The 16028-nt window shown below is 59.4% G+C and carries 10 protein-coding genes; all 10 read right to left on the bottom strand.

Translation table 11 applies throughout. The annotated features are described in order from the left end of the window. Positions 1–178: 178 nt before the first annotated feature. The 10 genes from NQZ67_RS12510 to NQZ67_RS12465 all read right to left on the bottom strand — a co-directional run bounded on the left by NQZ67_RS12510 (position 179) and on the right by NQZ67_RS12465 (position 16014). A complete protein-coding gene (locus tag NQZ67_RS12510; RefSeq protein WP_257445916.1) occupies positions 179–1126 on the bottom strand; it encodes an AEC family transporter in 948 nt (315 codons plus the stop codon). A gap of 118 nt (positions 1127–1244) precedes the next feature. Then, positions 1245–3074 carry an ABC transporter ATP-binding protein gene (locus NQZ67_RS12505; protein ID WP_257445913.1) on the bottom strand — a complete coding sequence of 610 codons (1830 nt, stop codon included), beginning with the start codon at positions 3072–3074 and terminating at the stop codon, positions 1245–1247. Then, on the bottom strand, positions 3058–4821 hold the full coding sequence (locus NQZ67_RS12500) for an ABC transporter ATP-binding protein (protein ID WP_257445910.1): 1764 nt from the start codon (positions 4819–4821) through the stop codon (positions 3058–3060). Before NQZ67_RS12500 ends, NQZ67_RS12505 begins: the two co-directional genes overlap by 17 nt. A gap of 26 nt (positions 4822–4847) precedes the next feature. After that, positions 4848–5762 (bottom strand): carbohydrate ABC transporter permease, encoded by a 915-nt coding sequence (locus NQZ67_RS12495; protein ID WP_257445908.1) that lies wholly within the window; start codon positions 5760–5762, stop codon positions 4848–4850. 24 nt (positions 5763–5786) lie between these two features. After that, on the bottom strand, positions 5787–6707 hold the full coding sequence (locus NQZ67_RS12490; RefSeq protein ID WP_257445906.1) for a carbohydrate ABC transporter permease: 921 nt from the start codon (positions 6705–6707) through the stop codon (positions 5787–5789). Then, the gene (locus tag NQZ67_RS12485) at positions 6704–8959 is read right to left on the bottom strand and encodes a DUF5696 domain-containing protein (protein ID WP_257445903.1); all 2256 of its coding nucleotides are present in this window, start codon (positions 8957–8959) and stop codon (positions 6704–6706) included. Before NQZ67_RS12485 ends, NQZ67_RS12490 begins: the two co-directional genes overlap by 4 nt. Continuing rightward, positions 8956–11112, bottom strand: a complete 2157-nt coding sequence (locus tag NQZ67_RS12480) for a YIP1 family protein (protein WP_257445901.1) — start codon at positions 11110–11112, stop codon at positions 8956–8958. Before NQZ67_RS12480 ends, NQZ67_RS12485 begins: the two co-directional genes overlap by 4 nt. 19 nt (positions 11113–11131) lie before the next feature. Next, positions 11132–12010, bottom strand: coding sequence for a carbohydrate ABC transporter permease (locus tag NQZ67_RS12475; protein ID WP_371825295.1), 879 nt, complete (start codon positions 12008–12010; stop codon positions 11132–11134). 1 nt (position 12011) lies between these two features. Continuing rightward, entirely contained in the window at positions 12012–13043 is a 1032-nt protein-coding gene (locus NQZ67_RS12470; RefSeq protein ID WP_257445897.1) for a carbohydrate ABC transporter permease, read from the bottom strand. Continuing rightward, positions 13033–16014: an extracellular solute-binding protein gene (locus tag NQZ67_RS12465; RefSeq protein WP_257445894.1), complete on the bottom strand. Its 2982-nt coding sequence runs from the start codon at positions 16012–16014 to the stop codon at positions 13033–13035. Before NQZ67_RS12465 ends, NQZ67_RS12470 begins: the two co-directional genes overlap by 11 nt. Between the last annotated feature and the right edge of the window lie 14 nt (positions 16015–16028).

Below are 16028 nucleotides of genomic sequence, written 5' to 3'. Positions count from 1 at the left end.
AACATAAAGAAAATAGCCATGCACCTCGCTAGGCAAGCGGGGTGAGTGGAACCACCGGTTTTTCCTCCAGTGATTTGTTCATTACGGAACCACGCTTCATAAAAATCGGGGGTTTCCCAACAGCCTGGAATTCGCGGCTATTTCCCTTCCACTAACCAGTGGTTAAAAAAGTATATCCCTACACATCAATCTGCAAAAAGAAGATAACCGCCGTTACCGTGAAAATCGAAACAAGCGTCGAGACGAACACCGCCTGCGAGGCGAACTCCTTCTCGTTGTCGAACTCCACCGCGAGAAGCACGCTGCTGAGCGAGGTCGGCACCACCGACGAGACGATCAATGCGGCCGCCGTCAGCTTATTCAAGTCCATGAACCAGAGGTCCAGCAGCCAGACGATAAGCCATGCCAGCGCCGGTCCTGCCACGAGTCGCAATATGCCGGATAAGCTGACGTCGATCAGCAGCGAGCGGCTGATGCGCCATTCCATGCTGCCGAGCTGAACGCCGAGCGTAATGAGCGCCGTCCCGATAAAGGCGTCCGACAAATAACCGATGGGCGTGGCAATGGGCTGCGGCACAGGCACTTCGAACCCCCTCAACAGGAAGGCCAGAGGAATGACGTAGATAACCGGCATGGACAGAATCGTCCGCCATACCTGTCTCATGTCCGCCTTATGCGCGTTGACACTGTATACGCCATACGTGTTCGGTACGAGCGACTGCGTCATCATAATGAGCACTTGGATCGCCAGCGTTTCCTTATTTCCCGCAAAGGCGAGCTGGTTCAGCGGGATGCCGTAGTTGGCGCTATTGTAGAATAACACGCTGTTCCGCATCGCGCTCTTCATGCTTGGACCATAGCCGCGCGCCCGTATGACTGCTTCAACCAAGATATATTGCCCCGCCATGAAAATAACGAAAAACAACAACACTTGGCCGAGCATGCCTACCGAAATCGCCGTCGTGTAAATCAAATCGAACATGATCGCCGGCGAAAACAAATAAAAATTCAGCTTCGACAACGTCTTGATATCCAGCGAAAAAGACCTTTGCAATAGAATGCCAAGTCCGACCATGATGCCCATCGGCAGTACGTTCGTAACCAAAATATGAAGAAAAATCGACATGCTGCATCTGCTTCTTTCAATTGAAACTTGCGCCTTCCATGGCGCTGGTTCCCATTGTACCCCCGATCCGCGAAGCCGTAAAGGAATTTATCCGCAAGCGAAGGGGGTGCGTTTGGCCCTACCCCGCCTCGATCGTAGCCTGCTGCCCCTGCGAATGCTTATACAGCTCGTCGTAGTAGCCGCCGAGACGAAGCAGCTCCTCGTGGGTGCCTTCCTCGACGATGCGGCCTTTGCTCATGACGAGGATGCGGTCCGCGCCCATGATCGTCGACAGGCGGTGCGCGATGACGAGCGTCGTCCGGCCGACGGACACGCGCTCGAGCGCCGACTGGACGAGCTGCTCCGTATGCGAGTCCAGATTGGCGGTGGCTTCGTCCAAGATCAGGATGCGCGGCGCGAACACGATGATTCTCGCAAAAGAAATCAGCTGCCGCTCCCCGGCGGACAAGCCGCTCCCCCGCTCCGACAGCCTCGTGTCGTAGCCGTCCTTCATCCGCTCGATAATCGTATCCGCCCCGATGAATTCGCACGCCCGGATGACAGCCTCGCGCGAGATGCCCGCGTCGAACATCCGCACGTTGTCGAGCACCGTGCCGGAATACAAGTAAGGCTCCTGCTGTACCAATCCCACGATGCGGTGCAGATCATGCTGCGCGATGTCGCGGATGTCGTAGCCATCGATCAGGATGCTGCCTTCCTTCACGTCGTAGAACCTGCACAGCAGGCTGATGAGCGAGCTTTTGCCCGCCCCCGTCGTGCCGACGATGCCGACCATCTCGCCCGGCCGCACATGCAGATCCAGCTCCCGGATGACGGTCGTGCCTTCCGGATAAGCGAACGTGATCCCGTTGAAATCGAGCCGCCCCGCGATGCGGTCCTTGTCTACCGTCAACGCAAGCGGCTTATCGCGAACCTCCGGCTCGATCGCGAGAATGCTCCAGATCCGGTTGATCGCGACGGTCGCCGATTGCAGCGTATTCCACTGCTGCGTGATCGTATTGATCGGCTGGAAGAACAGCCGGATATACGTGATGAACGCGTACAGCACGCCGAACTCGAGCGTCTTGCCGAGCACGGCCTGCCCGCCGAGCCACGTCACGAACGCGATCGCGAGATTGTTTAGCACCTCGAACGACCGATTGAACAGCACGTTCGTGCGAATTTCCCGAATGTTCGCCTGGAAATAAGAGTCGTTCTTCTCGCGGAACTGCTTCTTCTGCTCCTCCTGCTGGTGGAAAATTTGAATGATGTTCATGCCCGACAAATTTTCCGCCACGAACGCCACAAGCCTAGACAACCGAGTACGAGCCATCTGATAGGTAGTGCGCATGTACGAGCGGAAGGCGATCGCAATACCCGCGATGATGGGCAGCAGGATCAAGCAGTACAGCGTCAGCTGCGCGTCGAGCTGGAACATCAGCACGAGGATGAACGTCAACGTGAGGCCGTCGCGGAAGATGCTAAGCACGACCTGATTGAAGAACTGGTTGATCGCCTCCGTGTCGCTCGACACGTGCGTGATGAGGCTGCCGCTCGGCACGCGGTCGAAGTACGACATCGACAGCTTCGTAATATGCGCGAACAGCCGCTTCCGGATGCTGGCGACGATGCTCTGCCCCGCCTTCTGCAATAAATTATTTTGCAAATACGCAAAAACGAACGCCGACACCGACAGCCCGAGGTAAATCAAACAAATAACGAGCAGACTGCGGTAGTCGTTTTTGCCCGTCATCAGGTTGTCGTCGATCGCGATTTTGACGAGATAGGGTTGCAGCAGCTCCGCGGCGATCGCGACGAGCGTACAAGCGATGAACAGAATAAAAGTAAGCCGATGCTCCTTGATATAGCCGGATAGCGCGCGGAAGGTCGAGATGTACTTGGGCTTCGCCTTGGGCTCGCTCAAATCGGCCTTCTGGTCCATTTGCCAATTGTTAATTGCCTGTGCCATGCTGCCGCGTCCCCTCTTCCTGTATGTCGTGCAGCGTCCGGTACAATCCGTCTTCGGCGAGCAGCGATTCATGCGTGCCCCTCTGAACGATTTCCCCTTCATCTAACACGACGATTTCGTCCGCGTGCTTCAGCGCGCTGATCCGGTGGGCGATGATGATCGTCGTCTTGCCTTCCCGGATATCGCGGATCGTCTCCATGATCTCCGTCTCCGTCACGGCGTCGACGGCGCTGACGCTATCGTCCAGAATGAGAATCGGCGCGTCCTTGATCATGCCCCTTGCAAGGCTGGTCCGCTGCCGCTGTCCCCCGGACAACGTCACGCCGCGCTCGCCCAGCTTCGTCTCGAATTTGTCCGGAAATTCGATGATATTGTTGTACACCTTCGCCTGCTTCGCCGCCTGCTCGACGGCCCCGAGACCCGCGTCCCGCTTGTAGAACGCGATGTTCTCCCTAATCGTCGAGCTGAACAGGAAGCCGTCCTGCGGCACGTAGGCGATGCCGCCGCGCAAGCTCTCGAGCGTCAGTCTCCGAATGTCCGTATCCCCGAAGAACACCGACCCCTCAGGCGGATCATACGTCCGAAGCAGCAGCTTCATGAGAGTCGTCTTCCCGCTGCCGGTCCTTCCCACGATGCCAAGCGTCGCGCCGGGCGGCACGTACAGCGACACGTCCTTCAGCACGCTCCTCCCCTCCGCATCCGAATCGTACGCAAATGTCAGCCTTCGCAGCTCGATCCCCGCCTTCGCGAAGTCGATCGCCACCGCGTTCTCCGATTCCTTGATGTCCGGCTCCTTGCTCAGCAAATCGTTCAGCCGGTCGAGGGACGCCCTCGCCCGCTGAATGACGTTAATGACGTTGCCGATCTGCTGCAGAGGGTTCATCAGCATCCGGATATAAAGCGTCAAAGCGACGAAGTTACCGAGCGTGATCGTTCCGGCTATCGTCAGGTAGCCCCCGTACGAAAGCGCGATGATCAGGGATGCCGAGCCGAGGAACGGAATCAGCGATTGGAAAAACGAAGACACCCGCACAAGCCGCAGCTGGCGGTCCCGGATCCGGTCGACCGTCGCGCCGAAGCGCTCCTGCATCGTCTCCTCCACCGCGAACTTCTTCGTGACGCGAATGCCGCCGAATTGCTCCTCCGCCGACTCCGTCATGGAGCCGAGCGCTTCCTGCACCTTGAGCGAACGCCTCCGGATGATCGGCCCGAACATTACGACGATGACCGGAATCAGCAGCAGAGGAACGATGCTCGCGATGACCAGGTACGCCGGCACGTCCGTCAGAATAAGCATGACCACGGTCGACACGAGCAGAATCGACGCTCCCGCGGTTTGGTTGACCCCCATGGAGATCGACTCCCGCACCGCGGTCACGTCGTTCATGAAATAGCTCAGCAGCTTGCCGACGCCGTTGCTCGAATAGAAGCGCTCGCTAAGCCCGGTAAAATGAATGTAAAGCCGTCGACGGTTCATAAATTCGAAGTACCGCCCGGTGTACATGACTAAATACTGGGCGACGCCTCCGATGACCGCGAACCCGACGCCGATCGCGAGCAGCGTCCAGCTGTAACGCCCCACGCCCTCCAGCGACAGCTGCCCGGCCTTCAGCTCGTCGGTAAAGCTGCCGAGCACCTTGGGGAAATTGACTTGAATGATATTCGCCACCGTATGCAGGGCAATCGATAATAAATAGAAGGCCCAGGTTTTCCTGAAAAAATCGCGCAAAATCCGTTGCGAGTCCAACCTCGTATCACATCCTGTCGCTTTCATTATTCCACTAGCCCCGTTCTCTCGACGCCCTCGACGAACCACCGCTGCGTGAAGGCGTACAGCACGAGCAGCGGCAAGATGATGAGGAACGAGGCTCCCATCTTAATAGGTTCGAGGAACGCCCGAAGTCCTCCTTCCTGCGCCTCCGCCGCCAGCTGCGCGTTCAGCTTGGACAGCCCGACGGACAGCGGCACGTCGGAAGCGCCGAACATGTACATCGACGGGAAGTACGCGTCGTTCCACGACCAGACGAACGAGAACAGGAACACGACGACGATCGCCGACCTCGAGATCGGAAGCATCACCTTGAAAAAAATGCGGAACGCCCCCGCTCCGTCGATCCTTGCCGCCTCCTCCATCTCCTTCGGGAGCGTAGAGAAAAACTGGCGGAAAATCAGCACGAAGAGCGCCCCCTTGAGCCCGTGGCCGAACAGCGTCGGCACCAGTATCGGCCAGAACGTGTTAATCCACCCTAGCTCCTTGAAGAGGAGGATGGATGGCAGGATCGTTACCTGAGCCGGCATGATGAATGTAAATAGCAGCGCCGCGAACCAGAGCTTCTTCAGCGGGAAGTCCAGCCTGGCGAACGCATAGCCCGCGACCGAGCAGGAGACGACCTGGATGACGGCAGACAGCGTCGACACCGACAGGCTGACGCCGAAGCTTTTCACATAATCCAGCATCTTCGCCGCTTCGGCCAGATGGCCTCCGTAGATGCCGGTCGGCACCCAGATGACGGCCGGGTCCAGCAAATCCGAAGCATCCTTGACCATCGTCGTCACCATGTAGAATACCGGCTTCAGGTAGATGAACGCGACGTCCACCAGCAGCAGATACAGAAGCGCCCGGAACAGCAGCCCCTTATCCGCCTCCTTGCCGATCAGCTTGTTTTTGAGCCAAGACAGCTTTCCCATATTGAACCCAGCCTTTCTGTGTGGCTATTGCCGCTTCGGCGACAGCGCCCGGTCGACCCTCGCGTAGATGACGAGCGCGATCGCAATGAACAGCAGCACGATAACGAAATAGATCCAGGCGAGCGCGCTGGACAATCCATAGTTTTCCGTCGTCACTTTGCCGATAATCGGATTCGACGGGTACGTGAACAGGTCGACGATCGTGTAGATGACGTTCAGGAAGATGAAGGGCACCATGCCGGGCAGCGTAATTTTCCAGAACGTGCTCCATGGATCGGCGCCGTCGATGCGCGCCGCCTCGTACACGCTGCGGGAGATCGTCTGACGGCCCGCGAGGAAGATCAGAATTTGCACGCCGGAATACCAGAGCACCAGCACGAAGGAGCCGATGACGTTGCCGATGGGTCCCGCCCACGAAGCCGGCAGGTAACGGGCCAGCATGCCGTCCATACGGAGTGACGAGATGATGCCAAGAGAACCTTCGCCCTGCGCGATGAATTCTCCGATGATCTGTCCGGAAGCGAAGATGACCGGCAGGAAGAAGATGACCCGGAACGCGGAGCGCCCTAGAAATTCCAAATTCAGCAGAATCGCGATCATGAGCGAGAACACGATTATGATCGGAATCATGACGAGCGCTTCCTTAAGAAACGGGAACAAGTCGTCGTATAACAAACCGCCGTCCGCGAACAGGATTTCGCGGAAATATTGGGTGCCGACCCAGCTGGCGTTGACGCCCGTCACCGTAATCCGCACCTGATGGAAGCTCATGTACAGGGAATAGATCAACGGAAACGCGACAAAGGCCAGGAAGCCTATCGCCCAGGGAGCGATGAATACCGAGCCCTCCAGCTTGCGGAGCGTGGATGCGTGTCTTCGTCTCCTCAGCGGGAGAGCGCCGCTCCGCTCGGCATCCGCCTTCGGCTTAATCGGAAGCAAGCTCATGTCTCATCCCCTCCTTCTCCGTCGATCGCGGCAAAATCCCGCGCCGGCACGTCGTAGCCGTCGCCCTCAAACGGCTCGTCGTTGTAGTTCACGACGACCGTCACGCCGTTCTCGTATGTCGTCGCTTTGACGCCGGGAGCCAGCGCGCCGTGCTTCGTAATGAACTGGTCCTGCACCTTGCCGAGCGCGTCGTTCAGCTTCTTGTACTGCTCGGACGCGGAATCGATCCAGTCCCGGTAGTCCAGGCTGTAATACCAGACGGTATAAGCCTTCTTGAAGCTCTCGGAAGGAGCGTTCGCGAATACGTAAGCCGGATACGCTCCATACTCCGCGCTTCGCAAATATTCCTCCTCGTATTCGTCCCGGAGATTGCCCCACTCGAGCGTGTACGTGGCCAGGCCGTGAAGGGCGATCTGCGCGAACGGCACCGCTTCGTCCACGAAGATGTCGTAAGAATAATCGTCGGCGATCCGGTGAACGTGCTTCGCGGCCGGGAGGGAATAGAAGCCGGCGTCTTCCACGGCGACGAGGCCAAGCGCGTCCTCCGTCTCCGCGAGCACGGAGCGCTGGCCTTCCTGCACCTCCGCGCGCGTCGCCCGGTTCCGGTTGTTGTAATCCGTATGAAGCGCGCTGCCGATGCCTCCCGTGAACAGAACTCCGTCGACGCCGAGCGTTTGATAGGAAGCCAGATCTTCCTTGGCTTCGCGGAAGGAATAGAGCGGACTGACGATCGGTACGCCGCCCGAGCCCGTTCCCGTCTTCTCCTCCTGAAGCGTGCCCGCCAGGTTGCGAAGACCGTCGTTCAGGCTCCAGAAGCCGCCGCGTCCGCTGTTGTTGAGCGAATAATTGGCCGCCAGCAGAAGCTTGCCGCCATTCGCCCGGGCCGCTTCCGCAAGCTCCTTGATGCCGCTGCCGCCGCCGATGCGCTTGTCGGCGGGGAACAGGCCGCCGTAAGAGCTGTATCCGTATTTCTGCCAGCCGTGGTAGATCGCCGTTATATTCGAGATGCCGGCTTGCCCGAGCGTCGACAGAAGCTCCTCCGCTTCCTCGGTCGTGGTGCCGACGATGTAGTCGTCCCACAGCACGCCCTGCTGCAGATCGGCGGCGATAAGGTCCGTGTAGAACGGAATATTCGCGTTCTCCGCCTGCAGCCGTTCCAGCCCTTTCTCCTCGACGAGATATTGGCGGTAACGGGCCGCCATCGCGTCGTAGCCAATTTGCTCCCCCTCAAGCAAGTAATAGCGCACGCTGCGGGCGGGAGCTTCGAACCGCTCCTTGCTGAACGTGTAGAACCCTTCCGTACCGCGGCGGTCCGTATTCTGGAAAAACTTGATCCGGTACTGCCACTCCGGACTGACCCAGTTGGACGTTCCGAGAGAACCGGCCGGCGCGGCGAACAGCTTCGCATAAGCTTCGCCCTCCGTCATGACGCCAAGGAACGACTGCTCTCCCGATTTGAGTCCGAATACGGGCATCCGGATTTCGTTGCGGTTCGTCACCTCGTTATAGAAAGCGAGGTCCGCGCCGTACACCGGCTCCCGGTACACGGATTTGTCGTTGCTCCGGTTCGCGTCGAACCGGACAAGCGAGCCCGAGCCGTCGGGGAGCAGCAGATAGCCGCTCTCGTCCTTGGACGGCTGCGCGCCGAATTGCGGATAGGCCTTCAAGTTCAGCAAGCTGAAGGCGCCCTCTTGTATGCCCGAGTCGATGACCTTGACCTCGACGTAATCCTCGGCGAGACGCACCTCCACCGGAATATCGAACCCCGACGCCGGCAGGCGGAACAAGACGCGAAAGCCGCCTTCGATCCGCTCGTATTGCTCGATGGTCCCCCGTTCCTCCATCCAATTGGTCAGCTTCGTCTGCGACTTCGAGCTGGACGCGTCGATATATTCAAGCATGACCGGCGACAGGAAGTTGCTCTTCCATACGCCCCCGGCCGTTTCTTCTTCCCAGTAAGCGGGCTCCGGATACGATCTCCAGATCCGTCCGCTCGTTTTGCTTTCCACTTTGAAATGCCCCGTCACTTCGTCCGCCCATAGACGGAAGGAGCCGGTTTCTCCCGCAAGCTCGAAGCCGGCCTCATTCGGCAAGCCCGGCTCGACCGGCGTTCCCGCCGAGGCCGCGGTCCGGGGAGCGGAGGCGGCGGGAGCCTCGTTCGGCGCATCCTTGTTGATGAGCCAGACGAGGCCGAGAAGCAGCACGCCTACCGCCGCCGCCGTTGCGATGAGTGATGCGAACCGTTGCTTCATCGGATAGCCACCTCCTGATAGATCGAATAGATGAAGCCCGCAAGCTCGCTGGTCAAGCTGAACGCGATGAAGATCAGAATGGCGATGACGAACAAGGTCAGAACCGTCAGCAGCACGTTCTTCGCCGCTTCGCCTACGCTGAAGTTCTGTACGCCTTGTATCTGCCAGAAAAGCAGGAGAGCCGCCCAGCCGTAAAGTCCGTACTGCAGGAAATAGTAGATGGAAGCCTCGTTAAGCGTCAGCGCTCCGGATAGGACCGTGAGCGGAACGCCGACCGCGACGAACGGAAGCATCGCGTAAGCGCTGGCCGCGTAAACGTCGCGGAACCTTCCTTCCCCTTGGCTGAGGGAGCTGGTCAAATAGTTGGCTACGACGAACCCCAGCCAGATGACCGTAAATTGAATGAGGGCGTTCCCGATTCCCGGCTCCGTCACGACGGATGGGTTAAAAACGAAGTTCGTCCGCGCGCGCATGAAGCCGTAAGCCGCGAGAGCCAGCGCCAGCACGATCGTCGCGGCCGCCGGGCCGCCTTTGCCCTCGTGCCGGATGCCGTAGAAGCCGTCGAGCGGATGTCTCGCGATATGAAGAGCATGCGCGAGCTGCTTGCCAAGCTCCCGGCTCCGCCGCCTTCCGCCCTCGCCCCGCCTCGGCCGCAGCCGCCAGCCGAACCGTCTGGCGGCGAGCCTCAGGATGATTCCCGCCGCCAACAGTCCGATGATGATATTCATGAAGAAGCCGAAGTTATTCTGAAACCATAACAGACGGTTTTGCCAGAACGAGTCGGAATAGCCTCGCGCCCAGCCCGCGTCGCCGAACAGCCTGCGCGCTTCCTCGTAGTCGCCCCTCTTGTAGGCCGCCTTCGCCAGACCCAGCACGGCAGGCGCGTAATAGGCGTTCTGCCGGTACACTTCCTCCCACAGCGGCTCGCTCTCCTCATAGCGTCCGTCCTGCGTCAGTCCATTCGCTTCGTGCACGAGCTTCCCGAACTCCGACAACGCGTACTTCTGCACGACGTTGTTCTCGCTGTCCAAAATATACAGCTGGTTCGAGGAATCGCTGGCAATCGCGGTCGGCATCTTGACCAGGCCGAGCTTGGTCGTCGTGTCGCCGGCCGCCCCGCCCCAGAAGAACAGCAGATTGCCGTTGCCGTCGTATTGGCTGACGACGTTCAGTCTCGTGTCGATGACGGTGATGTTGCCGTCCTTGTCGACCGTAAGGTCGTTCAGCTGCGGCGCTTCCGATTCGTAGACGCCGGGCTGCCGGATAAACTCCCCGTAGCGGCCGTCCGACATCGTATCGGCGAATTCGCCTTTGCCCGCCAGCTGGTCAAGCCCCGCGATATTCAGCTTCTTGAGCTGACCCGCGCTTACTTCCTTCGTCACCGTATAGACGAAGCCGTCGCCGTCCTTATCCACGCTCGTAATGGAGCCGGGCAGCTTGCTAATTTCCCGCTCGTACATCTCTCGCGTGTACAGCAGCCTTTTGACGCTGTCGATGAAGGACGCGCTCGTCTTGTTGGCGCCGAAGAAGCCCTGGAACTCGCCCTCCGGATCGAGCTGCAGCAAGCCCTGATACCCGCCGAGAGTGGCGATGTACAGGAAGCCGCGTTTGTCGACGACCAGCTTGACGGGATCGAATTTGAACGACTCCGGAATCAGCTTCGACTCCGGGCGGACGAATGTCTTCAGCAGCTCTCCGTCCTTGTTCAGCCGGAGCACGCGGTTGTTGCCGGTATCCGCGATATAAATATCGCCGTTGTCGTGCACGTACACGCCTTGCGGCCGGTTCAGCGGCTTATCCTCGGCTTCCAATACCCGCAGCAGCCGGCCGGCCGCGTCGAGATGCACGATCCGATTGTTGCCGGTATCCGCGATGTACATGTCGTCATTGGCGTCGATGAACAAATCCTGAGGCTGGTTAAGCGGCGAGTGCTTCGGCTGTCCCGGGTTATCCGGGTCGTCGATGAACAGCTCCCGGCCGAGCGCCGCCGCGGGCATATACGCCGTCTGGATCCGATACTGCTGGTTGTAATTGTCCTTATAGTAAGTCACGTACGGCACATCCGCCCAGGCTTGCTCGGGGTTAGCCGAGACGATCGCGATGATGCTCACGATCGCCAGCGACGCGATGCGCAGCGCGAGCCGTCTAATCATGCGTAACTCCCCCCGCTTCTTATTTAATGCCCGAATGCGCCATGGTCGCGATCACCTTGCCCTGCAGAATGACGAACACGATCAGGTTCGGCACGAACATGATCAGAGCCGCGACGGCCGCCGCTCCTTGCATGGCCACGTTATTGGCCAGATTGTTCGTCAGCGTGGAGAGGAAGAACGAGAAGCTCTTCATCTCGTCGTCCAGCATGAACAAGGCCGACGTCTCCACGTTGCCCCAGGCGTTCTGGAAGGCCAGGATCGCCACGGTCGCGACGGCCGGCATGCAGACGGGCACCGCGATCCGCCAAAAAACGAAAAACTCGCTTGCGCCGTCGATTCGGGCGGCTTCCAGCAAGGAGTCCGGAACTTGGTCCATGAACTGCTTGAGCAGGAACACGCCGATCGGCATCGCCATAAGCGGGAGCAGATGGGCGAAATACGTATTCATGATGCCAAGCTCGCTCACGACCAGGTAACGCGGAATTTGCACGACCTCGGGAGCGAACATCAGCGTCAGCAGAATCGCCGCGAAGACGATGCCCGCCCCAGGGAACCGGTGTTTGGACAGCGGATAGGCGCAGAGCGCGCTTACGCCGGTCACGAGCACGACGGCGAGTCCGGAGACGAACACGCTGTTGAACAGATAGCGGATCATCGGAACGGTCGATCGCGACGTGACGGCGAGAAGCTCATTGACGTTCTGCAGGGAAGGCTCCCGGACGAGGAACGTCGGCGGGTAGACGAACAGCTCATGGTACGGCTTGAAGGCATGGTTGAAAATATAAACGATCGGCAGGAGCATAAAGGCGCCGAGGACGATCAAGAGCAGCGTCAGCAGCTTCTGGAAGCCGTCCATCCGGTTCAGCCGGCCCCTTCTTCTCCACAGCGAACCGAGCATATCATTCATCCCCCTTCGAGCCGAATAAGCCCCAGCTCAGCTTATTGGAGACGTACATCAGAATGAGCAGGAACACGGAAATCGCGGCGGCGTAGCCCATCTCGAACCGGATAAACCCGAAATCGTCGATGTGGTTGATGATGAGGTGGCCCGAATAGGCGGGAGTTGGATTGACGCCCGACAGCTCCACCCCGATCGCGCCGGTCTTGAACGTCGTCACGATTGCCATGACCGCGCCGAACAGCATCTGCGGCTTCATGGACGGAATCGTAATATACCAGATCTCCTGTAGCCTGCTCTTCATACCGTCGATCCGGGCGGCCTCGTAATAGTCCTTGTTCACGTTCAGAATGCCGGCGAGCATCGCGAGGAACCCGACGCCCATGCTCGACCAGAGCGTGACGCCGATCATCGCGTTCATGAGATAATCCGGATCCGTCACCCACAGCTGGGGCACCTCGATCCAGCCTAGCCGGAGCAGGATGCTGTTCAGGTAGCCGATACGGTCCCCGGTCAGCATCGGCAGCCAGACGATCGACATGGCGATGCCGATCGTAAGCGACGGCGTATACATCGCCAAGGCGAACCACTTCTGCAGCTTCCCCGGCAGCTGAGAGATCAGCCAAGCGAGCAGGAACGCGGCAATATAGCCGCCCGGCCCGACGATGACCGCGAATTTGAACGTGTTCGGCAGCGCGTATTTCAGAAACAATAAGTCCTGGGAAATCAAATATTGAAAGTTTTGCCAGCCGATGAACCTTGGCCTCTCGATCGCGTTGAAGTACGTAAAGCTGAGCGCCACCGCGGCAATGACCGGCACGACGATAAACGCGATGAAGCAGAGCAGAAACGGCGTGACGAAAGCATAGCTCAGCCGGTACTTCCATATTTCCGCAGCCAACGCGGCGACCCGGCTCTTCGCCCCTGCCCTCCGCTTGCCGATGCCCGCGGATGGCGTCTCTGAATCCGTCTCCTGCACGCCGAGCTTCGACTTGCCGACGATGACGCCGCCGGCCCCGATTTTACTTGACATATTGGTTCACCCCGTCCCATGGTTCCTTCACGACCGGGAAGTCCAGCGTCTTGAGCGGCTTGCCGCTCTCGTCGATAAACCCGAACTCCTGCTGCTTGCGCCGCAGCTCCCGATTAATGTCCAATATGGATGCCTCGAGCGACGAACGGTAATTCATGCCGTCGATCACGGAACGCACCCACGCGTTGTTCAGCTCGCGTCCCATGAAGTATCCGCCCGGCGGATTTTCTTTTTCCTTATACCAAGCCCATTGCCGCAGGATGACGTTCGCGTCCTCCCGCTTCCAAGGGAGCCGTACGAACGCCTCGGCATTCGCGGTGTTCCACCGGAACGATACGCCGTTGATCGCTTCCAGATCGGACCCGTACCTCACCTGCGTATCGGTCGAAACCCACCACTTCAGAAACTCCCACGCCTGCTTCTTCTTCTCCGATTCCTGGAAAATAACGCCGGTCGTCTGCTGGCCGCCGGCCCATCGGCTAATCGTGCCGTCTTCCTTCTGCACGCCGGGAATAAGCGCGATGCCCCACCGTCCGTTCAGCTCCGGCGCCGCGGCCGCCAGCTGGACGTACATGTTGTAGTCCGAGATGCCGATCGGCATCGTCCCGCTCCGGAAATGCTGGTAGAAGCTCGGCACCTGCTTCTCCATCGCGTACATGTTATACAGGTCGGTCCACTGCTTGAACGCCCGGAATCCATCCGGTGTATCGAGGCCCGTCGCGAAACCGTCCGGCGTGTAGAACTCGACGCCGTTCTGCGAGATGAACGGCAGAAACTCCTGGGGGTCCATGTAGAAATTCATGTCGTTCTGCTGCAGCGTGGGCAGGATGTCGTACACGTCCTGCCACGTTTCGGGAATGGCCAAGCCCAGCTCCCTCATGATGTCCTTGCGGTAATACAGCACTTGGAACGACTGCGTCTCCGGCAGTCCGTAATATCCTTTGTCGTAATACAGCGCCTGCCAGGAGCCGGGACTGAACTTGCCGTAAATCCGGTCGAAATCGCCGAATTCGCTGAGGTCGTACACGCTGCCCCGGATGGCGTAGTCGACGGGCAAATCCTGATTGAGCCCCAGCGCAACGTCGGGCTGAAGCCCCGCCGCGTTCGACATGACGAGCAGCTGGGGATTCGGCAGCAGATTGACCTTCACCTTGATGCCGGTCACCGGCGTGAACGTCTCGTCGGCGAGATCCTGCAGCTGCGTCACGTAATCGCGGCCGCGCAGCACCCATACGTTCAGCTCGTTCGGATCCATCTCGCCAAGGCTCTGCCTTGTGTTGAAGGAATAGAAGAAGTTGGCCGCGACGCCGACCGCCTGCTCTCCCCAAGATGCCAGCATATCCGGAAACGCCTGGTCGGCCGGCGCGATATAAATTTCGTCAAGCTGCAGCGGCTGCTTGTGCAGATTGACGACGAAGTTGTTGATCTTCTCCGTGATCGAGCTGATTTCGTCCACATGGTATGGAATGTCGTCCGGTATTTCCAGCAGCGCGCGCACGTCGCCCGCCGACGAGCGGAAGCCCTCGCTCGCGCTGTCCTTGCGGCCGTTCACTTCCGTCATCGCGTCCGCAAGCACATCCAGGTTATGGGCGACCTGCCCCAGCTGTTCGCGAAGCCCCGGCAAATCGCGGTCGATCTTCCAGGTGCGGTTCCGGTCGGTCTGCCCGCTCGTCAGCCTGCTCAGGTCTCTGTCGATATCGCGGAGCAGCGCGCTCAAGTTCTCGATGCCCCGGACGATCGGGCTGACCGCGGCGTGCGTGAGGCCGATCGAAAGCGTGTGCGTTCCTTTCTCCAGATACGCCTCGTAGGGAGCGCCCGCATCGTCGGACAGAACAACGCTCTGCCAGGCCGAATCGTACGGGAACCGGTAGGTCAGCCATTCCTTGAACGGCACCTCGCCGTCGATCCGAATGGTGCGGAACGACGCTTTCTGCGAAAACCGGTTCTGCAAGGCACGCAATCCGATCTTATACAGGCCGCTTTCGGGCGCTTCGAAGTCCCACGTCACTTCCTGGTTCGGCCAATCCCACCTTACGCCTCCGAGCGTATTGTACGTAATCCGCCCTTCCGCGCGCGGCACCGTGCGCCAGTCGCGATCCCACATCATGACGATGGATGGATCGTTCTTCCACGTAAGCCGTTCCGCCTGAAGAACGATGCCGGAAACGTCCGGCGACGCTGCGCTCGGATAAGCGGCCTTGGCATCGGCGTAGGACGGCAGCTCCCGAGGCGGCGCAAGTGCCAGCTCCGCGAGCGCGACCGGCTCGTAGCCTTCTACCCGAATCGTATGGACGCCCTTCGTGAAATGCCATTTAAACGGCTCGGCGTAATTGGCTCCCGAATCGACGAGAGGCAATGTCTGCCAGCCGGAGACGTCCGCCGCGACCGGTCTGATCTCGTCCCCGTCGTCGTTCTTCTCGATTTCGCCCGCGTCCTTCCATTGCCGGTACAACGAGATGGAGGAAGCCTCCCGGAACGGGCGCTTCCCGTCGATCTTGACGTCCCAGACAACGGGACGCGTCCGGTCTTCGCCCTTAAGCGGCAAGTAGGTCGCGTGAATTTCGTACAAGCCTTCTTCCGGCACGTTCACTTCGTATTCCGCCCAATGGGTGTCCATCGAATTCCAGACAAGCACGTCGTCTTTCCCTTCGTAGTCTCCTTGCCTCAGCACCGATCCGTCGGAACGGGCGGATGGCGTTCCCGCGTCCACGGCAACTCGCTTGCTTCCGTTCGGAATTCCTTCGTACGCTTTCGCCAGCACGTCGGCGTAATACGGCTCGAGCTCCGATTCCGCGATGGACGTATCGTTCCATGCCCGGAAGCCCTCAAGCTCCAGCCTGACGTCGTAAGGCCCGCCGCCCGCGCTTTCTCCGGCGTTCGAGAATCCGAGACCGAACGCGAGCGCCAGAAGGATCGCGGCCAGGAGAACCAAGCCCGAATAGAAGAACCGCTTTTTGCCGAATGTTCGCATCTTTCCACCCTCTC

Source organism: Paenibacillus soyae (assembly GCF_024623455.1).
Taxonomy (GTDB): Bacteria; Bacillota; Bacilli; order Paenibacillales; family Paenibacillaceae; genus Pristimantibacillus; species Pristimantibacillus soyae.
Note: the sequence above shows the minus strand (reverse complement) of the source record. Positions and strands in the feature narration are given on the sequence as shown.